The organism is Brevibacterium sp. CFH 10365 (assembly GCF_009299785.1).
Classification (GTDB): domain Bacteria; phylum Actinomycetota; class Actinomycetes; order Actinomycetales; family Brevibacteriaceae; genus Brevibacterium; species Brevibacterium limosum.
The window spans coordinates 119,787-140,574 of sequence record NZ_VIGO01000008.1; the positions used below are offsets into that span (position 1 = coordinate 119,787).

The window sequence follows — 20,788 nt, forward strand, 5'->3', positions numbered from 1 at the left end:
TCAACCCGACCACGCCTCCCACAGACGGGCGTAGGCCCCCTCGGCGGCGACGAGTTCGGCATGGGGTCCCTCCTCGATCACCCGGCCGTGCTCCATGACGAGGATCCGGTCGGCCTTCTCGGCCTGGCTGAGACGGTGGGCGACGACGAGAGCGCCCCGCCCGTCCAGGGCCGCCTGCGCGGAGGCTTCGAGGACATGGGCTCCGGCGGATCCCGCCTCGGCGGTGGCTTCGTCGAGGATCGCGAAGTCCGGGTCGGCGAGGACGAGTCTGGCCAGGGCGATCGTCTGCTCCTGGACTGCGGAGAGCCGGGTTCCGCCGTCGCCGATGTCGGTGTCCAGACCCTTGGGCAGTGTCCTCACCCAGTCGTCGCCGACCGTCTCGAGCGCTGAGCGGATCGCCGCGTCGGAGGCTGCCGGCACCGGCAGTGCGACGTTGTCGCGCAGCGTTCCGCTGAAGGTGTGGACCTCTTGGGCGACCATCGAGATGTGGTCGCGGAGAACTGCTTCGTCCAGTCCGGTCAGATCCGCGCCGGGGCCTGGGTCGCCAACGAGTGCGGCACGTCCGTGCGAAGGTGCCGAGAGTCCGGCGGCGATGCGGGCCAGGGTCGACTTGCCGGCGCCGGTGGTGCCGACGACGGCGACGACCTCGCCCGGGGCGATGCGCACGCTCACGCCTGTCAGGACGTGATTGTCGGAATCAGGGCCCTCGTCGTAGCTGAACCACAGGTTCTCGAGCACCAGCGACGGGGCGCCTGAGACGGTGTGGGTCGACCGCCTCGGCGAGGTCTCGGCTTCGTCGATGACCCCGACCATGCGGGTCAGCGACGCCCCGGCGGACTGGATCTGATCGAACAGGCCGACCAGTGCCCCGATCGGGTTGAACAGACGGTGGAAGACCAGCGCGGCAGTGGTCACGGCTCCGGCGGTCGTCTCGCCGAGGAGGACGAGTGCGAATCCGGCGACGAGCAGCAGAGAGAGGACGACGGCCTCGGCGCGGTTGTTGCGGCCGAAGGCGCGGGTGAGGAAGCGGAATACGTGGATCGACAGGTCACGGGCCTCGCCGGAGGCCGAGTCGACGCGGGTCATCTCCCCGCCTTCGGCGCGGTAGGCACGCAGGGTCTGGGCTCCGGTGAGCCCGCCGAGGAGACGGCCGGCACGTCTGCCGAAGGCCGCGCGCTCCTCCTTGTAGATGGGCTCGGACCGCGGCAGGTACCAGCGCAGAGTGAGCCAGTACATCGGCAGGGCGATGAGGCCGACGATGCCCAGCCGCCAGTCGATCGCGGCCAGTCCCGCGGCGGAGACGATGACGACGAGGAGGGATTCGACGACCAGAGGCAGCACCTGGGCGGCGGCTTCGCTGATCTTGCGTGAGTCGTCGGCGACGCGGGAGACGAGGTCGCCGGTGCCGGTGGCCTCGATCCGCTGGGAGTCGAGTGACATGGCCGAGTCGACGACCTGTGTGCGCAGTTCGGCGACGACGGGCATGGCGATGTGGGCCAGGGCCCAGGCGCCGATCCACGTGCCCAAGGCCATGACGACACCGGCGACGGCCACGGCGATCGCACAGGCCCACACGAGGTCTTCTCCCGCCCCTGCCGGCAGTTCGTCGACGAGCCGGCCGATCGCCCAGGGGCCCACCAGGCCGGCGCCGGCGTTGGCCAGCCCGGCGATGACGAGGAGGACCATCCATCCCGCCCTGGCTCGCAGCAGCGGGGCCAGGCGGGTGAACGCACGGCGTCTGGTGGCGATGGTCAGGGTGGTGTGTGCGCTCACCTGGTCACCGCCTGACGGTAGGCCTCGGCGTCGTCGGCGGCGAGCAGTTCGGAGTGGCCGCCGCTGAGGACGGGGCCGGTCGTCGGCACGAAGACCACGGTGTCGGCCGCGGCCAGGAAGGCCGGTGAGCTGGTGAGGATGATGGTCGCGGTCGCCTCGGCGGACCGTCGCAGCCGCGTCACTCCCTCGGCGATCCGGGCTTCGGTGACGGCGTCGACGGCGGTGGTCGGTTCGTGGAGGACGAGGACGGACGGGTCGGCGTCGAGGGCTCTGGCCAGTGCCACGCGCTGGCGCTGCCCGCCGGAGAGATTGCCGCCGAGCTCCTGGATGCGGTGATCGAGGCCGCCGTCGACGAGGCCGAGGAGTTCGTCGGTGCCCGAGGCCGCGAGCACGTCCTCGGTCACCGGGTGGTCTGTGGTCCCGACGATCATCGTGATATTCGAGCGGATCGTGCCTTCGAACAGGTCGACGGTGTGGGGAGACACGATCATCCGGTCCGGTCCCGTGCCGCGGGCGTGGGTTCCCAGTGCGCCGAGGAGGTCGGCTGCCGGTTCGGACTGTTCGGTCACGATGCAGGTCAGAGTCCCGAATCCGCAGGTGAAGTCGACGGTGCGGCCCTCGTCGACGTCCCAATCATCGACGGTGATTCCCGAGTCGTCGAGTTCCACGGTCGGTGGGGTCGGGCGCTCCGCCGACGCGGGGGCGTCCGCTGTGTCGATATCGCGAAGCAGGGTCGCGATCCTCTCCGCGGCACCGTGGGACTGGGCGAACTGTCCGACGATCTCGGCCAGTGCGCGCATGGGTTCGGTGAGGAATGCTGTCATTCCGAGGATGCCGATGAGCGCCCCGACGCTGATCTGGCCTTCGATGAGGCGCAGCCCTGCGACGATGAGGACGAGCGCGAGCACGATCGACATCACGAGTGCGCCCAGACCGGCAAGACGCCCGGTCCTCTCGCCGGTGGCGATGCCGGCGGTGGCCGCCTCGTCGGAGGTGGTCCGGTAGCGGCTCACCGCCCAGGGTTCGCCGCCCATGGCTTTGATCACGCGCAGGCCGTGCATGAGGTCGGAGGCCGAGCGGCCGGCGCGGGCCACGGCCTCGAGCTGGGCACCGGCCTTGGCCGAGACGGACCGTCCGGGCAGCGCGACGATGAGCAGACCGATGGGCACGGCGATGAGGACGACGAGCCCGGTCACCGGGTCGGCGACGAGGAGGAAGACGGCGGCGGTGAGCATCCCCAGCACCGAGGCGATGCCGCGTCCGGCTTGGGCGAAGGAGAGGGCTGCGGTGTCGGCATCGGCCGAGGCGATCGAGAGGACCTCGCCCGAAGCGCGGTCGGCAGGCAGATTCGCCGAGGTCAGGGCCGCGTGGGTGATCTCGACGCGCAGGGCATGCGCCTCGTGTTCGCGGGCGGCATTGCAGAAGCGGGAGCCGAAGCGATATCCGAGGCTGAGCACGGTGAACAGCAGCCCGATGCCGATGATGGAGACGATGAGCATCGTCCACGACAGCGGGATGATCGCCCGGTCGACGACGATGCCGATGGCCACGGGCACGAGCGCTTCGCAGACCTGCCACAACGACAGTGTGACGGCTCCGGGGATGAGGAGGGAGAGGCGCCGGCGGGCGGCTCTGGCCAGGAGGGTCGAACCTGAAGAGGGTATGGTCGGCACGAAGGCTACCCTAACATCTCCGCTGATTCGGAGGACTACACTGCCGACTATGCTGCCCATCACCGCCGACCTCGAGCACGGGATCCCCCACCTCCAGGGTCGGACCTTCGTCGTCACCGGAGCCAACAGCGGTCTCGGGCGGGTCAGCGTCGGCGCTCTCGCCGCCCACGGGGCGCGTGTCATCCTCGCGGTGCGCAACCTCGAGAAGGGTGAGGCGGCGGCGGCGGCGATGACCGGATCGGTCGAGGTCCGCGAGCTCGATCTGGCCGACCTTGCCTCCGTGCGCTCGTTCGCAGCGAGCTTCGACGGCCCGATCGATGTCCTCATCAACAACGCGGGCATCATGACTCCGCCATTGGGCTTCACCGCCGATGGCTTCGAGTCCCAGTTCGGCACCAACCACCTCGGACACTTCGCGCTGACGAACCTTCTCCTGTCGCAGATCCGCTCGCGGGTCGTCACGGTCTCCTCGCTGGCACACAGGCAGGGAGTCATCGACTTCACCGACCTCAACTGGCGGCGCCGGCGGTATCGGGCGATGGCCGCCTATGCGCAGTCGAAACTGGCGAACCTGCTGTTCACCACCGAACTCGAACGACGACTGACGGCGCACGATTCTGCAGTGATCGCGACCGCGGCCCACCCGGGACTGGCCGCAACCAACCTCTTCCACTCCGGAGACCGACGACGACTGCGCGATGTCCTCGGCAAGGCCATCACCCGGCTGTTCACGCAGAGCGACACCGCCGGTGCCGCGCCGACGCTCAACGCAGCCCTGGCCGATGTCCCCGGCAATTCCTATCTGGGTCCGGGCAGTGCCTTCGAGACTCGCGGCGAAACCGTCTTCACCGGCCGCACGCCGAGCGCGCTCGATGAGGACGTGGCCGGGGAACTGTGGGAGGCGTCGGAGGAGCTGACGGGGGTCGGGTTCCCTGAATCGTTGTCCTGACGAACCGACCATTCGCCGCCACGGTCGGTATCGTGGCGCTATGACTGTACTGCGCAATGTTCGGATCCTCGACCCCGACTCCACGAGCTCTGCCGGCGAACCGGTCGACGTCGAATTCGCTGACACGATCACTGCGATCCGCCCGGCCGCGGAACCGGATCCGTCTTCGGCGGCCACCCTGCTTCCCGGTCTCATCGACACCCACGTCCACCTCGGCGAGCGCTCGCGGCTGGTCGAGGCGCTCCGGTCGGGGCTGACGACGGTCGTCGATCTGGGCACCCATCCGGATTCGCTCGTCGCGGGATTTCGGGCCGACGACGAACTGTCGGACATACTCAGCGCAGGATCGGCCGCCTCGGCGCCGGGCAGCACCCAGATCGAGGTGATGGGTTTCCCGGCCGAGTCCGGTGTCATCGGTCCCGGCGATGCCGAACGGTTCCTCGACTGGCGCGTCGGGAACGGCGTCGATCTCATCAAGATCATCATCGAAGATCCCGACGCGACCGACACGCCTGCTCTCGACGTCTCCACCCTGCGCGCGCTCGCAGAGGGAGCCCGGCAGCGGGGGCTTCTCACCGTCGCCCACGCGGTGACTGCCGCGGCCTTCGCTCGCGGACTCGATGCCGGAGTCGACATCCTCACTCATGTGCCGTTCGATCGCCCGCTGCCGGAGGCGATCATCGAGCGGATGGTCGAGACCGGCACGCGTGTCTCCCCCACTCTGGTGAAGATGCGCGCAATCGCCGACGCCCGCCTCGGCGAGCATGCCGATGCCGCCATGGAGCAGGCGATCGCCAATGTCCGCGCCATGCACGAAGCCGGAGTCATCGTCATCGCCGGCACGGACGCGAATGAGACACCCTTCGCCCCGGTCCGTCACGGTCCCTCGCTGCACACCGAACTCGCCTATCTGGTCCAGGTCGGCATGAGCACCGCCGAGGCGATTCGGGCGGCGACCTCGACGGCGGCGGAGACGTTCGGTCTGAGCGACCGGGGTCGGGTCTGTGAGGGTGCCCGGGCCGATCTCGTCGTCGTTGACGGCGATCCGCTCGCCGATCTCTCGGTGCTGGCCAGCCCCGCCGAGGTGGTCGTCGGCAGACGTCGGATCGCACGCTGATCGCGTCTACCGGAAGGCCTGCTGCCCGGTGATGTAACGTTCCAGGTCGTAAGCTTGGTTCGCCCTAGTGCGATTCCGGGCTTGTGGGCAGACGCGCGGCAAATCCCTTCAGCTGTTCGGCCAGCGAATTTGCGGTCTCTTTCAAATCAACGCCAGGTTGCGCAGCGATGCCCGTAATAGAGTCGGACAGCAGATGAGCAGGCCCCCAGTCGCCGGGCCCCTTGTCTCCGGCGTCCACATCAAAGACAACTCTGTCGGAGCGATGCCAGGTGCAAAAGTACTCGACCGCCGCACCAACATTGCTTTGGCTCGTGCCTTCGAGCACTAGCAGCGGCGATCCTGCCGACAGCGACAACGCTTCGGCTAATGTGTCAGAAGCAGCAACCGCGCGAACCTGCCTGCGTCCTGCAGACACGGGAATCCCGAATCGTGTGTCGAGCATCGCATGCAACGAGGCATCGACTAGGTCGGCCGCGGCCAAACCCGGAACCAGATCTCGAGGCAACCAGGTGTGGATGATGGCGAGCGGTTCACCATCGACGCTGCGGCGTCGCCTGACTCCGATCAGATCGCTGGTTCCCAGCGCCCTCTCTGCACGCGAATCGGTTTCCCGGCCGAGAGACAGGACTTCTGTGGTCACGACCTCATTCGCGGTCGCAATCTGCGCCGAGAGTCCCGTCATCTTCTGTACGGCTCGATGATGCTCATGGCGGGGGGCGACAACGCTGCCCCGCCCCCTCCCACGTCGGATCAGCCCATCGTGAGTCAGCGATGACAGCGCCTGTCGAACCACCGACCGGGAAATGCAGAAGTGTTGCTGAAATTCCGCTTCGGTTGGAAGCTGCGCGCCCGGAGGCAAATCTCCTTGCGAGATCGCCTGCCGAAGCACATCGCCTAATTGCCGGTGGAGAGGGCAGGCTGCGTCGGGATCAAGTACCTTCGAGGGCTGGTCATCGATCCACATGTCGCCTCCTCACTGTCCGACGCTTCATCGTAGCAACGCCACCGTCTCACATCGCCTGCGCGGCTCTCCAGACGACATCCCACTTCGGAGCGAGGCTAGCAGCTCGCTCGAGTGAGAGCACCAAACTCGCTTCACGGGCGATGCCTTGACCGGCGATGTCGAAGGCAGTTCCATGGTCGACTGACACTCTGACCACAGGCAGGCCCACAGTGATGTTGACACCGTCGTCGCCGTAGACGGCCTTGAACGGCGCATGCCCCTGATCGTGATAGCAGACGACGACGAGGTTGACGTTTCCTCGTACCGCTGAGGGAATCAGGGCGTCGCCGGGCAGTGGCCCGGAAACGTTAAGTCCCTGCTTTCGCGCGGCTTCGACTGCCGGAGCGAGCACATCTGCATCTTCATCACCGAAAAGTCGGTTCTCGCCGGCATGAGGGTTGAGCCCCGCCAGCCCGATGAGCTCGTTGGGCTTACCCATCGACTCGGCGAAGGCACCTGCGAGCTTGAGCACGCTGAACGTGCGATCGAAGGTGATGTTCTCGATCGCCTGACGCAACGAGACGTGTGTTGTGAGGTGGAAGAAGTAGAGATCTCCGGCGGAGAGCACGAGCGAATAGTCTTCGACTCCGAATTCTTGCGCGAGCAGTTCGGTGTGCCCAGGGAAGCTATGGCCACCGGCATGCATCGCCGCCTTGTTGAGGGGAGCCGTGACAATTCCGTCAATCGCCCTCTCCCTCGCCAGACGGCAGGCCTCGACGACGAACCGGTACGATCCGTCGCCTGCTTCCGGGCTGAGCTCGCCGACCGGGACCGATTCAAGAGACGGCCCGACCTGGATCACTTCGATGGTGCCGGGGACGTTCTGTGCCTCGCTCGGATCGTTGATCTGAGATATGGCTACGGGATCGCCGCCGACGGACTCCACGCCGCGTCTCACCGAAGCGAGATCGCCGATGACCACCGGCACGCACTTCTCGCGTAGCTTGTCATGACCGAGCAGTGACTTCGCTGTGATCTCCGGCCCGATGCCTGCCACATCGCCGAGAGTAATCGCCAATACGGGTAGTGTCATTGTCTGATTCCTTCATTGTTGATGCTGAGAAGTTCATCGGCGATATCGGCCACATCTGTGCGCCTGCCGAAACCGCCTGCTTTTGTGATGACCGTGGCACCGGCGGCGATGCCGCCCTCGATCGAGCCAATCGGAATGCCCTCACGAACCGTCGCGTGAATGTGTAGACGCTGGGCGCCGAGGCGGCTGAGAACAGCCCTCGCTCCCTCTCCGCCCAGCAGCATCAGGGCAATCGAAGTCCGGCCATCGATAAGAGAAGAAGTGGCTTCGGCAAGAGTCTGCACTATCAGTTCAGTGGGTTTGAACTCACCAGCGCCGCTTGGCTCAGCCCGTTGCCTCGGAGCGTCGATGACAGTGATGAGATGGCGCAGATCCGTGGCGCGAACTGCCGACAGCCATGCAGCTCGCTCACCCTCGTCGAGTATCTCGCGCACCGTCGGGGCCCAGGTTATTGACTGCTCGCAGCGCCGCGCAGACAGAGCAGCCACCTGAGATCTTGTCACGTCATGGAGCGAACTCGCCACGATAATCATTCGCTGCGGATTTTGTCGTGTTCGCGATTGAGCTTCGAGCCCCGCTCCCCACACCGTCGCTAGCGCTGCGGCAAGACCCGCCGACCCGACCGGCACGACGTCGTCTTCAAACTCGGCGACTACCTCGGCGAGGACAGCAAGGTCGTTTTGTTCATCGGCATCAACCGAGATAACAGAAGACGTCGTTCGAGCAACCCTGATTGCTGCCAGCAAAGACTCCTTCGACCATCTACCTCGCTTAGGAGCCGGCACGACGCACGAGCCGGGGATGAGTTCGGCGACTGAGCTCGTCGTCAAGGGCGTCACGGGATCCGAACCGATCGATGTCTCGTGCACAGGTGTTCCGTTGACGAGAAGGAGGCCATCGGCAATGGTACGTCCCATCGCAGGGTAGGCCGGGCAGATCAGCGCAAAGGCATCCGGACGTGTTCGCTGCCACGCGTCGAGGGCTCCGCCGACCTGCGCTCCAACAGATCCGCGCAGGGTCGAATCGATCTTGAGGAAAAGGCGAGTAGCCCTCTCGGCACCGATTGAGGCAGCCGAACGCGTTCGAGTTCTCGCTTCTGAATCGCCGAGTGCCCGTGCATCGGTGACGAACGCGCTAACGCTGCCGTGCTTATGACTGCCGAGCGCACAATCATCGAGGAGTAGCTGCGCATTCCATCCAGCGTGTGCGAACTGCACTGCCGAATCCATGGCACCGGTCAGATCATCGGCGACGACCGACACCACTGGCGCCTCTTGGACGTTCCCCGTCCGAGCGTTCGTCACAGGCCGTCCGCTCGCAGAGGCTCGGAGTCCTTTTCGGCGTTGGTGATGCCGCCCTGTTTCTTGAGCACCCACGCAGCCAAGAGCGGAGCGAGCACAGCCGACACCAGAACAGCCGAGGCGACTTGTGCGGTGGCTACCTCGACGAATGGCTCGAAGCTGGGATCGGCACCGGCGATGATCGCCGGTGTCGCTATGGCATTGCCAGCGGTGGTCGCCGAGGCGATTCCGATGCCGGATTGCTTACCGCGGCGCAGGATCCAGCGGTATCCGAAATAGGCCAGCGTGCCAGTAATGACCGTCGCAATCGCGCCGACGAGCAGCCCGGACAGACCGCCGGTGACGACATTGCCCAGGTCGATGCCCGTACCGAGAGCGAAGGCGAAGAAAGGGATCACGATGTTGGGAATGGGACGCATGATCTCCGTCCACTTCTCATCGAGGTTGCCGACGATGACGCCGAGGACAAGAGGGATCACTGCTGCCAGAAGAAGAGTGTATGGGATGTCCGCGAGTCCAGCTGCTCCGAGGAAGAGCATGGAGAAGAACGGTCCGTCGTTGACGGCCGAGGCCATATAGGCTCCCCGGTCTCGTGCATCACCGTAGCGTCCGGTGAAGGCCAGCCAAAGCCCCCCGTTGCTGTTATCCATCGTGACGATGAGCGCGAGGATGGAGACACCGAGGATTCCCTCGATCCCGACAAACTGCCCCAACAGCACCACGAGTCCAGCAGGGATGATCGATTTCGTCAGCAGGATGGTGCCTGTCGTCGCAAGCACTGGGCCCGAGGTTTTGAGGGTGATCTGCATGCCTGTGGCGAAGATGAGCAGGCCGATGAGAGGCAGTGCGCTGTCCCGGAACAGCGCCGACGTGAAGTTTCCCATCTCGAGGAACCCGGGGAAGAACGTCCCGACGATCGAACCGAGTATGAGCGGAATCAACATGATTCCGCCCGGTATCCGATTCATTCCATCGAAAAGCGGAACCTTGCTGGTGATCTGTGATTCGGCAGCCATGACGAATCCCCTTTGCGTGAGCTGATTGTAGGCACATGATCAAATATGTACGTACACAGTGTACGTACATATGAACATTAAGCCAACGCCGGGCGGGGAGAGCCCTCGCCTGATAACTAGATGGCGAGGGCTCTTGAACAGCCGATCAGCGCGGCTGATCAACTACCGGAAGGCCTGCTCGCCGGTGATGTGACGACCTAGAATGAGGGTATGGACCTCGTCGGTGCCTTCGTAGGTGCGCACGGATTCGAGGTTGTTCGCATGCCGCAGCGGTGAGTACTCGAGTGTGATGCCGTTGCCGCCGAGCATCGTCCTCGCTTCGCGGCAGATGGCGATGGCCTCGCGGCAGTTGTTGAGTTTGCCGACGGAGATCTGGATCGGGTCGAGCGTTCCCGCATCTTTGAGCCGGCCCGTCTGGAGAGCCAGGAGGGTGCCCTTCTGAATCTCGAGGGCCATGTTGACCAGCTTCTCCTGCGTGATCTGGTAGGCAGTGAGCGGTTTGTTGAACTGAAGGCGGTTCTGTGCGTAGTCCAGGGCGACCTCGAAGGAGTCGCGGGCGGCCCCCATGGCGCCCCACATGATTCCGTACCGGGCCTCATTGAGGCAGGAGAACGGCCCCTTCAGTCCCGTGACTCCGGGCAGGACCGCCTCGGCGGGCAATTTCACGTCCTCAAGGTCGATGTCGCATTGGATGGAGGCCCGCATCGAGAGCTTCTGCTCGATCGGTGTGGCCGTGAATCCCGGAGTGTCGGTGGGGACGAGGAACCCGCGGATGCCTTCATCGGTCGTGGCCCAGATGACGGCGATCTGCGCGATCGAGGCCAGACCGATCCAGCGTTTGGCTCCGGTCAGCTTCCAGGTTCCGTCCTCATTGCGGGTGGCCGTGGTGGCCATCGAGGCAGGATCGGAGCCGGCGGTGGGTTCCGTCAGTCCGAAGCAGCCGATGATCTCACCTTTGGCCATGCCGGGCAGGTAGCGGTTCTTCTGCTCTTCGGAGCCGAATTTGTGGATGGCCGACATCGCCAGCGATCCCTGCACGGAGACGAAGGTGCGCAGTCCCGAGTCCCCGGCTTCGAGCTCGAGGGCGGCGAGACCGTATTCGACGGCGGAGCGTCCGGGGCAGCCGTAGCCCTGCAGATGCATGCCGAGGAGGCCGAGCTCGCCCATCTCACGCATGATCTCGGTCGGGAAGATCGCTCTTTCGTACCAATCGGCGATGTTCGGGCGGATCCGCTCGTCGACGAAGGTGCGGACCTTCTCACGGATCGCCAGCTCCTCGGCGGAGAGGAGACCGGCGAGGTCGAGCAGGTCGGAGGGATCGGCGGCAGCGGTCATGGATGTCTCCTGGTGCGAACGTGTGATGGATCGGATTGTGGGCCGGGACGTCGAGAGCGGGGTGCCGGTCGACGTGACCCTTCCCGTTCACTGTGCCATTCGCATTACCTTAAGTCCAAGACTTAATATTGACCCTATTGATTGGTTTGGAATATCAATTGGCAGTTCGCAGTGGGCGCGGCACCGCTGTCGGCGAGGTAAGCGAGCCGCTGAGCCCGAGGAGCACAGGCATGGAGTTGAGACATTTCGAGGCCTTCGTCGCCGTCGCCGAGGAGCTGCATTTCGGCCGCGCCGCGCAGAAGCTTCACATCGCCCAGCCGGCATTGAGTCAGATGATCCGCTCGCTGGAGAAGGAGCTCGGGGTCCGACTCTTCGACCGCACGACCCGGCGGGTGCGATTGACCGCTTCCGGTGAGGCGATGTTCGAACCCGCGCATGCGATCGGCACGCAGGTCGACGGGGCGAAGCGGATCGCACGGGCGGCTCAGGACGGGGCGGTCGGTCGGGTGCGGATCGGCTTCGGTGGGACGAGCGGCTATTCGATCCTCTCACTCATCGCCCGTGAGGTTGCGGCCAGGCAACCGGGCATCTGCCTCGACCTCAATCCGCAGATGTACTGCGGGGAGGCCGCGCAGGCTCTGCGTGACGGGGAGATGGATCTCGCCGTCGTCAGTCCGCCGGCTCCCGCAGGGATCGATTTCCATGTCATCCGACAGGAGACCGTGATGGTCGCCGTTCCGATCACGCACCGGCTTGCCGATGAAGAGGAGGTCTCGATGTCCGACCTCGCCGGCGAACCGTTCATCTCCTATGCCCCTTCGCACGGTTCGCAGGTCAGGGAGGTGATGGTCCGGTTGGCCGATGAGGCCGGATTCCTTCCGCATGTCGTCCAGGAGGCACCGGATCCCTACAGCCTGCTGGCACTCGTCGGCGCGCAGGTGGGAGTGGCCATCGTCGTCGAGTCCTCGGACCACATCCGCATCGACGGGGTGCGGTATGTTCGCCTCGCCGAGGGTGGGGATGCCTTCACACTCGCGCTCGGCTGGCGCCGGAACAACCCGTCGACGGCCCTGGCGAAGACTCTCGCCATCGTCCACAGCCTCCTCCCCTCCCCTATTGCTACGTGACGGCGGCCCAGCGACCTCGCGCGAGGTTGCTGGGCCGCCGTCGGGTAGTAATTACCAGCTGATGACTTGGGGGACGCTGACGTGTTTGAGGCCCTCGAGACCGAACTCGAGGCCGAAGCCGGACTTCTTCACCCCGCCGAAGGGCACTCGGGGGTCGACGGCACCGTGTTTGTTGATCCACGTGGTGCCTGCCTCGAGTCGGGCAGCGACGCTCCGGCAGGCGTCGAGATCGGTGCCCCACACCGAGGATCCGAGGCCGACTTCGAGCTCGTTGGCCCATTCGATGGCCTGGTCGAGGTCGGTGTATCTGATTATCGGCAGCACGGGCCCGAACTGCTCCTCGGCGACGAGCGGATTGTCGTTGTCGATGTCGGCGACAAGTGTCGTCGGGTAGAAGTAGCCGGGCTGATTGGCGGCGGGGTCGCCACCGATCAGCACTCGCGCGCCTCCGTCCTTCGCCGCTTGGACGAGGTTCGCGACGATGTCGTACTGCTGTCTGTTCTGCAGCGGACCGAGCACGTTCTCCTCCTCCAGGCCCACGCCCATCGGGGACTGTCCGGCCACCTCGACGAGGGCCTGGCAGACCTGGTCGTAGAGCGATTCGGGAACGTAGAGGCGCTTCATCGCCGCACAGGTCTGCCCGGTGTTGATGAATGCTCCCCAGAACAGGTCCCCGGCGATCTGGGCCGGATCGGCGTCGTCGAGGACGATGCCTGCATCGTTGCCGCCGAGTTCGAGGGTGATGCGGGCGAGGTTGTCCGCGGCGGTGCGCATGATCGCCTGCCCGGTCTTCGTCGACCCGGTGAACATGATCTTGTCGACATCGGCATGGCTGGTCAGAGCGGCACCGACCGCCCCGTCGCCGGGCACGACGGCAAGCACATCGGCCGGCAGCACCTGGTTGACCACCGCGACGAGCGCCTGCACGGACAAGGGCGTGTACTCCGAGGGTTTGAGGACGACGGTGTTGCCCATCTTCAGCGAGGGGGCGAACTGCCAGACGGAGATCATCATCGGCCAGTTCCAAGGCCCGACCGCTCCGACGACGCCGACCGGCCGGTAGTGGAGTTCGGCATGGGTCTCCCCGTCCTCGACGAGGACTTCGGGTTCGAGTTCGAAGGCGGCGTTCGCGCGCAGCCAGGCCGCGCACGCGCCGACCTCGAAGCGGGCGTTGGGACCGTTCAGGGGTTTGCCCTGCTCGCGGGAGAGCAGCTCGGCCAGCGCCTCGGCGGAGGCTTCGATCGCGTCGGCTGCCTGGTTGAGGAGGTCGCTGCGCTCCTGCGAACTGCGCTCCGCCCAGGCAGGCTGGGCCTTGCGTGCGGCAGCGACGGCGGCATCGATGTCGGCGGGGGTGCCCTCGGCGGTGCGGCCGACGACCTCGCCGGTGGCGGGATCAAGGATCTCGCGGCCGGCGGGGTCTTCGACCGCGGCCAGAATGGCAGAGGTGGTGCTGAGGTCGGTGACGGCTGTCTCGGTGGTCATGATGCTCCTTGTGTCGGGGACTGTGCAGTTGCTGATGGGCAGGTCGGTTGGTGGTCGAGGTCATGGTTCGGTCTCTCATCCCAGGCTTCCACCGGAACCGATTCCTGCATAGAGGTCCGGCGAGGACGAGCGGAGGACGATGGCCCAGATGGTGCCGATGAGTCCGGGGACGAGGACGATGGCCGGCAGCAGCCAGGACAGGACCGTGGTGCCCTCTGCGCCGATGAGGACGTTGAAGTTGATGACGATGGCGACGAAGAGGGTGAAGAGCCCGACCGCGGAGAGGCCGGGGGCGAAAACCCGGGTCCACAGCGAGTACTCCCCCGCCTTCGTGCGCAGGAAGCCGACGACGGCGAGCGCGGTCAGCGCCATGAGCAGCACGAGGCCGAAGGCGCCCATGTTCGTCAGCCACGTGAAGAGCGTGACGACGGGGAACAGCGGGTCATCGCTGCCGGAGCCGACCACCGCGAAGACGAGGATGATCACGAGCGCGAGACCCGACTGGGTGAGCGAACCGGCCACCGGGGCACCGGTGCGACGCGAAGTCCTGGCGAGGCCGGACGGAAGGACCTGATCGCGGCCGAGGGCGAAGACGTAGCGCGCGACGATGTTGTGGAAGGCGACGAGCGCGGCCAGCAGCGAGGTGAGGAACAGCAGGTTGCCGAGGTCGACGAACCACACCGGAGCATGCTCGCCGAGGAAGACGAACATGAGGTCGGGGCCGAACTGCTGTGACCGGCCGATGACCTTCGAGGCCCCCTCTCCGACGACCATCGCCCAGGCCGAGAGCGCGTAGAACACCGCGATGATGCACACGGCGATGACAGTGGCACGTCCTGCGGTGCGTTTGGGGTCCTTGACCTCCTCGTTGTAGATGGCTCCGGACTCGAAGCCCATGAAGGCCGCGATCGAGAACGCCAGGGCCGCACCGACTCCGGGGGCGAAGAGCTGGTCGAGCGCGAAGCCGTCGGTGGTGATGCCTTCGGGGCTGTGGGCGAGTCCGATGATGTCGAAGACGATGACGATGAGGAACTCCGCACCGACGATGATGCCGAGCACCTTCGCGGAGAAGTCCACGCGCAGCACCCCCATGATGCCGACGATGACCCAGGCGATGAGGGCGCAGACCCACCAGGACCAGGAAAGGCCGAAGAGCGTGTCGAGGAAGGAGGAGAAGACGAAGCCGAACATCCCGGCGATGCCGATCTGCATGGCGTTGTAGGCCACCAGCGCGGTCATCGCCGCACCCATCCCGGCGGGTTTGCCCAGTCCTTTCGAGATATAGGCGAAGAAGGCGCCGGCATTGTGGACGTGGCGACTCATCGCCGCATACCCGATCGCGAAGAGGATGAGGACGATCCCGAGGACGACGAAGGACAGCGGAATCCCGATCAATCCGGTGACGGCGAAGTTGCTGGGGACTCCGCCGGCGACGACGGTCAACGGCGCCGAGGCGGCGATGATCATGAAGACGAGCGCGGGGATTCCGATGCGGCGGGCATCGAGTGAGGCCGTGGCCGCAGGTGCGTGCCCGACGTCCGTGGACGGTCGATCGGCAGCGCTGCCGATCGGGGAACCCGGATCGCCTTCGGCCGGGTCCGAGCTGAGAGTGCTCATGTGATCCACCTAACAGTCGTAAGTGATTACTGCCAGTGTGGCCGCTGCCTGTCCGCTGCGTCTTGGCTTTGCAGGCAGAGTTCTTGACGATTCGCGCATTCGCGGCCGGCTGCCCCGGCTCGACCCAGCCGAACCGGTTTCGTCAGTCGGCCAGGGCGCTGCGGCGATATCCTGCGGGCGGCTGGCCGACCGCGCTGCGGAACAGGCGGGAGAAGTGTGCAGGGTCGCTCAGTCCCCATCGGGCGCCGATGGCCGCCACCGGCGTCTGACGCTGTCCGGGGTCGACGAGGTCGAGTCGGCACTTCTCGATGCGGCGGCGCCGGATCTCCCCGGACACGGTCTCCCCGCTGCCTTCGAAGATCTGGTGCAGGGTGCGCACCGAGATGAAATGGGCGGCCGCGATGGTCGACGGTGTCAGCTGCGGATCGGAGAGGTGGGTGTCGATGAAATCGGTGACCTCGGCCCACAGTCGCCGCCGCTCGTCGACCTCGCCGCCTGCGGCCGAGAGCTCGTCGGCCATCACCGTGGTGAGCAGATCGACGACATTGCCGGCCAGCCGCACCCCGGTCGCCCGGCTGAGGGTCGGCAGCATGGCTCCGGCCTGGGAGATGACCTGGGCGACGACCGTGCCGAGCTGATGGTCGGCTCCGATCGGGGTGGCGGTGAGCTGGCCGACGGTTCCGGCGGGCAGGTTGACCCGTGACTGCGGGAACATCATGACGTAGGACGAGAAGTCCGAATCGAAGCTGAGCGTATAGGGACGGGACGTGTCGTAGATCGCCAGCGATCCGGGTGCCAGGGTCATCTCGCGTCCGTCCTGGATGAGCAGGCCGTGCCCGTCGAGCTGCAGCGAGACCTTGAAGTAGTTCGTCCCGACCGTGCAGCAGTGCGCCTCTGACCCGGACCGGGCGATCAGGGCGGGGGTGCGCAGAACGGCGTGGGGGTTGGCGTTGATCTGCGACATCACCACGGAGTCGTAGTCGCGAGCGCTGATGCGACCCTGGAATCCGCCTCGGCGCTGGGGTTCGGTATCGAGCGGGACGAACGAGTCCGAGACCAGGCTCTGCCAGCCGTCGAAGTCGTTCGCGGTGTCTTCAAGCAACATCGTCGTCCTTAGATTGCTCGGCCCCGACCGCTTCGTCGAAGGCCCGTTGTCCGGTCACTCTATCCCCAACCGTCGCGCCAGTCACGACCCTGAGACCGATTACCGACCATTTGGTCACCGCCCTTCGGCAAGGCTCCCGCCGCTCGCCCCACTCCGGCCCCGCCTCATCAGCTCCGCCGGTCCAGTCGGGCGATGACGTAGTCGAGCTGGGCCCGGAAGCCGTCGAAGTCGAATCCGCGCCCGCCGATGATAGCGGTGGTCTGTGCCCCGAGGAGATAGGTCAGGAGCACCTCGGTCTCGGATTCGATGGCGGCCTCGGCACGCAGCCGACCATCGGCATCGGCCTCGCTGAGCCAGGACACGATCCACGCTCGCCAGAGCTCCATGGTCTCAGCGGTCGCGCGCGCATGCTCGGGGTTCTGGGCCACCTCGGCGAGATAGGACAAGACGACGCGGGCCTCATCGTGCAGTTCCGGCGTCACCGGGAGCACCTCATGCGCGAACGCCCGCAGAGCATCGAGCCCGCGCAGACCCGCCGTCGAGGTCGCCACCCTGGCGTTCGTGGCCTCGAAGACGTACAGGTAGGTGGCCGCGAGGAGATCGGCCTTCGACCCGAAATACGTTGTGACGACGCCGTTGGCGAAGCCGGCCTCGGTCGCGATATCGCGCATCGTCGCTCCGCCGAGCCCCTGCCTCACGATCAGGCGCAGCGTCGCCTGCACGAGGTCCCGGCGACGCTGGTCATGGTCGACGATCTTGGGCATGGTTCCTCCAGCGGTAATGATCGGGTCTTGACTTTATTTCCTACGAGTGTAGATTTTAGCGTGACTCAGCCCACAGGCCCAGATTGCAAAGGTGCACAATGTCCTGCCATTCCTCCGCCGCCATCGCCGAGGCGACCACAGCCACCCCCTTCACTCTGCCGACCGAAACCGAGATCGCAAGCGTCACTTCGGTGCTGCGCTCGGCCGGACATTTTCCGGAGACCGCGCGCATGGCCTACGTCGGCCTGCTCGATCCCGTGCGCGGCACGGATCGGACCACCGCCGAGGTGGACCGCCGTTTCCGTGCCTTCGTCCTCGACAAGACCGCCGGCACCGCCCGTGACATCATCGTCTCAGCCACCCGCGAGACCGTCGACACGGTGACCGAGTTGGACTCGACCGAGATGGGCGAGTTCCCCGTCATGGAGGAGGAGTTCGAGGTCGTCGAGGAGGTCCTCGCCTCCGATCCGACGTGGCTGGCCAGCCTGGAGAAGCGCGGGCTGCCCGTCGACGAGGTCCGGGTCGCTCCGCTGTCAGCCGGGGTCTTCGAGTACCCGGAGGAGTCGGGTCGGCGGATTCTGCGTGGGCTCGCCTTCCACCAGCAGCACGAGACCGACTCGGCGTGGGCGCACCCGATCGACGGCCTCGTCGCCTATGTCGACGTCACGAACAAGACCGTCGACCAGATCCTCGACCTCGAGAACGTCCCGGTGCCCGCCGAACACGGCAACTACACGGATCCCGAGCTCACCGGACCTGTGCGCACTACGCAGAAGCCGATCTCGATCACGCAGCCGGAGGGTCCGAGCTTCACCGTCACCGAGGGCAACCACATCGAATGGGAGAAGTGGTCCTTCGATGTCGGCTTCGACATGCGCGAAGGACTCGTCCTGCACAACATCGCCTTCGACGACGGAGACCGGCGCCGCACGATCCTCGACCGGGCCGCCATCGCCGAGATGGTCGTTCCCTACGGCGACCCTTCGCCCGTGCGGTCGTGGCAGAACTACTTCGACACCGGGGAATATCTCGTCGGGCAGTGGGCGAACTCGCTCGAACTCGGGTGTGACTGCCTCGGCGATATCACCTATCTGTCACCGTGGGTGGTCAACAACCTCGGCGAACCGCGGCAGATCAAGAACGGCATCTGCATGCACGAAGAGGACGCCTCGATCCTCGCCAAACATTCGGACCTGTGGTCAGGGGTCGCCTACACCCGCCGCAACCGCCGCTTCGTCGTCTCGTTCTTCACCACGGTCGGCAACTACGACTACGGCTTCTACTGGTACCTCTACCTCGACGGCACGATCGAGTTCGAGGCCAAGGCCACCGGTGTCGTCTTCACCTCGGCGCTGCCGAACGGGTCGACGGACTTCGCCTCCGAGATCGCGCCCGGACTCGGCGCCCCGTTCCATCAGCATCTCTTCGGTGCTCGCCTCGACTTCGCCCTCGACGGAGGCAAGTGCCGGGTCGAAGAGGAGGACGTGGTTCGTCTCCCGGTCTCGGAAGACAATCCGCGCGGCAACGCCTTCAGCCGATCCCGGACGGTCCTGGGCACAGAGCAGGCCGCACAGCGGGACGCGGACCAGTCGAAGGCACGGACGTGGGTGGTGACGAACCCGGAGTCGAACAACCGCCTCGGCGAACCGGTCGGCTACAAACTGCACCCGACGGGCCTGCCCACCCTGCTCGCGGCCGAGGATTCGTCGATCCATCGCCGCGCCACGTTCGCCTCGAAGTCGCTGTGGGTGACGCAGTATCACGAGGACGAACGCTATCCGACCGGGGATTTCCCGAATCAGCACCCCGGACATGCGGGTCTGCCGACGTGGACGGCTGCCGACCGCAACGTCGACGGTGAGGACATCGTTCTCTGGCACAGCTTCGGCCTCACGCACTTCCCGCGGGTCGAGGACTGGCCGATAATGCCCGTCGACGCCGTCGGCTTCAAGCTGCGCCCCGAGGGCTTCTTCGACCGCTCCCCCGCCCTCGACGTCCCGGCCCCGGAATCCGGCAGCCACTGCTGCGACTCCTGACCTCCCCTAATTGCTATCTGACGGCGGCCCAGCAACCTGGCACCAGGTTGCTGGGCCGCCGTCGGGTGGCAAATGGCTGGTATCTTCTACTTCGTCGGCCGACCTGCAGACGAGAGGGACTGGGAGTGCACGAGGCAAGCGAGACGACCGTTCCCGCTCAGGAGCTGCTGGTCAACATCGGGACCGGGCTGCTCGCCGGCGGGATCTCCTCGGTCGATGTCGAAGACGCTCTGACCGGTCTGGCCCCCGCCGTCGGTCTGAAGTCCATCAACGTCGCCGCCCTGCCCAAGGGCCTGTTCCTCACCGTCGGCCCCGGCAGCCCCACCCGGTTCGAACGGATCGGTCCTGACCTGCGGTTCGACCAGACCGCGAAGCTACTCGACATCGTCGACGCCCTTCGATCCCGCCGGCTCGGCATCGAGGCGGCCCGCCGGAAGATCGAAGCCGAAGTCATTGCCAGTCCCCCGCGCTGGCCAGGATGGCCGACCTACCTCGGTGCGGTGCCCATCGGCGTCGGGCTGTGCCTGCTGCTCGAACCCGGACTCGTCAATCTCGCATTCGCCGCCTTCGGCTCCCTCATCGTCGCCGGCGTCCTGGCGCTCAACGCCAAGCATTCCAGCCTCGGTGCACTGCTGCCGGTGGCCTCGGCGTTCGTCGTCGGCGTCCTCATGCTCGCCGGCTACCGACTCGAGTGGCTCGAGAGTCCGCTGCGCACGATCGTCGCGACCCTCGCCCTCCTGCTGCCCGGCAGCGCCGTGGTCACCGGGCTCACGGAGATCTCCGCCGGTGCTCTCTCCGCCGGCAGCTCCCGGCTCGTCTCCTCCACAGTGCAGCTGGCGATGTTCATCGCCGGAGTCGCCGGTGCCGCCGTGGTCACCGGTACCGGCGCCGAGGCGCTGGCGAACTCCCAGCTGACCGATTCCACGTGGTGGCTCTCGGCCCTCGGAGTCGCCTCCGCGACTCTGGGTCTCATCCTCTACCTCCACACTCCGCTCGAACACACGGTCCCGATCGTCCTCGCCATCGCCGCCGCAGCCCTGGCCCAACTGGGAATCGGCGCTCAGTTCGGTGCCGCGGTCGGCGGTCTTGCCGGCGCCCTGACCGCCTCCCTGGTGGCCGTCGTGCTCTCGCGTGTGCCGAAAGGGCCGATCTGGCGGATCAGCTTCGTGCCCGCATTCCTCGTCGTCGCGCCCGGCTCGTTCGGACTCCTCAATGCCTCACAGATCGAGTTTGGCGACGGGTCCGGAGTCGCCGGCAGTCTGCTTGCGGCAGGGGCGACGTTCTTCACGATCGCCATCGGCACCGTCATCGGCTCCGCCATCGCCCATGCCGCCGAGCCCAAAGACGAAATCGTCGCCTGAGGCCAGGCCCTCCCCTGCAAGAGCCCTCCCATACTACTTGATGGCGCCCCAGCAACCCGGCGCCAGGTTGCTGGGGCGCCATCAAGTAGTAGTAAT

The 20,788-nt window shown here is 66.0% G+C and carries 16 protein-coding genes; 5 read left to right on the plus strand and 11 right to left on the minus strand.

Annotated elements, in window-relative coordinates:
• The gene (locus FHG09_RS16365; RefSeq protein WP_152348704.1) at positions 1–1,773 is read right to left on the minus strand and encodes an ABC transporter ATP-binding protein; all 1,773 of its coding nucleotides are present in this window, start codon (positions 1,771–1,773) and stop codon (positions 1–3) included.
• Complete coding sequence (locus tag FHG09_RS16370) at positions 1,770–3,446, minus strand: ABC transporter transmembrane domain-containing protein (protein ID WP_227492820.1); 1,677 nt, start codon at positions 3,444–3,446, stop codon at positions 1,770–1,772. Before FHG09_RS16370 ends, FHG09_RS16365 begins: the two co-directional genes overlap by 4 nt.
• 49 nt (positions 3,447–3,495) lie before the next feature.
• Here FHG09_RS16370 and FHG09_RS16375 point away from each other — a divergent pair, with 49 nt between their 5' ends.
• The gene (locus FHG09_RS16375) at positions 3,496–4,395 is read left to right on the plus strand and encodes an oxidoreductase (protein WP_152348706.1); all 900 of its coding nucleotides are present in this window, start codon (positions 3,496–3,498) and stop codon (positions 4,393–4,395) included.
• A gap of 40 nt (positions 4,396–4,435) precedes the next feature.
• On the plus strand, positions 4,436–5,512 hold the full coding sequence (locus FHG09_RS16380; protein ID WP_152348707.1) for an amidohydrolase family protein: 1,077 nt from the start codon (positions 4,436–4,438) through the stop codon (positions 5,510–5,512).
• Positions 5,513–5,576: 64 nt separating this feature from the next.
• On the opposite strand, the gene FHG09_RS16385 is transcribed toward FHG09_RS16380, so the two are convergent.
• The 5 genes from FHG09_RS16385 to FHG09_RS16405 form a co-directional block, all read right to left on the minus strand.
• Positions 5,577–6,476, minus strand: coding sequence for a GntR family transcriptional regulator (locus FHG09_RS16385; protein ID WP_152348708.1), 900 nt, complete (start codon positions 6,474–6,476; stop codon positions 5,577–5,579).
• 46 nt (positions 6,477–6,522) lie between these two features.
• The gene (gene pdxA / locus FHG09_RS16390; RefSeq protein WP_152348709.1) at positions 6,523–7,548 is read right to left on the minus strand and encodes a 4-hydroxythreonine-4-phosphate dehydrogenase PdxA; all 1,026 of its coding nucleotides are present in this window, start codon (positions 7,546–7,548) and stop codon (positions 6,523–6,525) included.
• On the minus strand, positions 7,545–8,810 hold the full coding sequence (locus FHG09_RS16395) for a four-carbon acid sugar kinase family protein (RefSeq protein ID WP_152348710.1): 1,266 nt from the start codon (positions 8,808–8,810) through the stop codon (positions 7,545–7,547). The genes pdxA and FHG09_RS16395 overlap by 4 nt, the downstream gene beginning before the upstream one ends.
• Positions 8,811–8,848: 38 nt before the next feature.
• Positions 8,849–9,865, minus strand: a complete 1,017-nt coding sequence (locus tag FHG09_RS16400; protein ID WP_152348711.1) for a 2-keto-3-deoxygluconate permease — start codon at positions 9,863–9,865, stop codon at positions 8,849–8,851.
• 162 nt (positions 9,866–10,027) lie between these two features.
• A complete protein-coding gene (locus FHG09_RS16405; RefSeq protein WP_152348712.1) occupies positions 10,028–11,200 on the minus strand; it encodes an acyl-CoA dehydrogenase family protein in 1,173 nt (390 codons plus the stop codon).
• 230 nt (positions 11,201–11,430) lie between these two features.
• Between FHG09_RS16405 and FHG09_RS16410 the strand changes: the two genes are divergently transcribed.
• Positions 11,431–12,327 (plus strand): LysR substrate-binding domain-containing protein, encoded by an 897-nt coding sequence (locus FHG09_RS16410; protein ID WP_152348713.1) that lies wholly within the window; start codon positions 11,431–11,433, stop codon positions 12,325–12,327.
• Between the two features lie 51 nt (positions 12,328–12,378).
• Here the strand turns inward: FHG09_RS16410 and FHG09_RS16415 are convergent, their stop codons facing one another.
• From FHG09_RS16415 to FHG09_RS16430, 4 genes are all read right to left on the minus strand, one after another.
• Positions 12,379–13,809: an aldehyde dehydrogenase family protein gene (locus FHG09_RS16415; protein ID WP_152348714.1), complete on the minus strand. Its 1,431-nt coding sequence runs from the start codon at positions 13,807–13,809 to the stop codon at positions 12,379–12,381.
• Between the two features lie 75 nt (positions 13,810–13,884).
• Positions 13,885–15,426: an APC family permease gene (locus FHG09_RS16420; protein ID WP_152348715.1), complete on the minus strand. Its 1,542-nt coding sequence runs from the start codon at positions 15,424–15,426 to the stop codon at positions 13,885–13,887.
• Positions 15,427–15,568: 142 nt separating this feature from the next.
• Positions 15,569–16,531 carry a helix-turn-helix domain-containing protein gene (locus tag FHG09_RS16425; RefSeq protein WP_152348716.1) on the minus strand — a complete coding sequence of 321 codons (963 nt, stop codon included), beginning with the start codon at positions 16,529–16,531 and terminating at the stop codon, positions 15,569–15,571.
• A 167-nt stretch (positions 16,532–16,698) separates the two neighbouring features.
• Positions 16,699–17,295 (minus strand): TetR/AcrR family transcriptional regulator, encoded by a 597-nt coding sequence (locus tag FHG09_RS16430; protein WP_152348717.1) that lies wholly within the window; start codon positions 17,293–17,295, stop codon positions 16,699–16,701.
• Positions 17,296–17,393: 98 nt separating this feature from the next.
• Here FHG09_RS16430 and FHG09_RS16435 point away from each other — a divergent pair, with 98 nt between their 5' ends.
• Both FHG09_RS16435 and FHG09_RS16440 read left to right on the plus strand, forming a co-directional pair.
• Positions 17,394–19,331 (plus strand): primary-amine oxidase, encoded by a 1,938-nt coding sequence (locus FHG09_RS16435; RefSeq protein ID WP_152348718.1) that lies wholly within the window; start codon positions 17,394–17,396, stop codon positions 19,329–19,331.
• 125 nt (positions 19,332–19,456) lie between these two features.
• Positions 19,457–20,692 carry a threonine/serine ThrE exporter family protein gene (locus FHG09_RS16440; RefSeq protein ID WP_193627415.1) on the plus strand — a complete coding sequence of 412 codons (1,236 nt, stop codon included), beginning with the start codon at positions 19,457–19,459 and terminating at the stop codon, positions 20,690–20,692.
• The last annotated feature ends 96 nt before the right edge of the window (positions 20,693–20,788 follow it).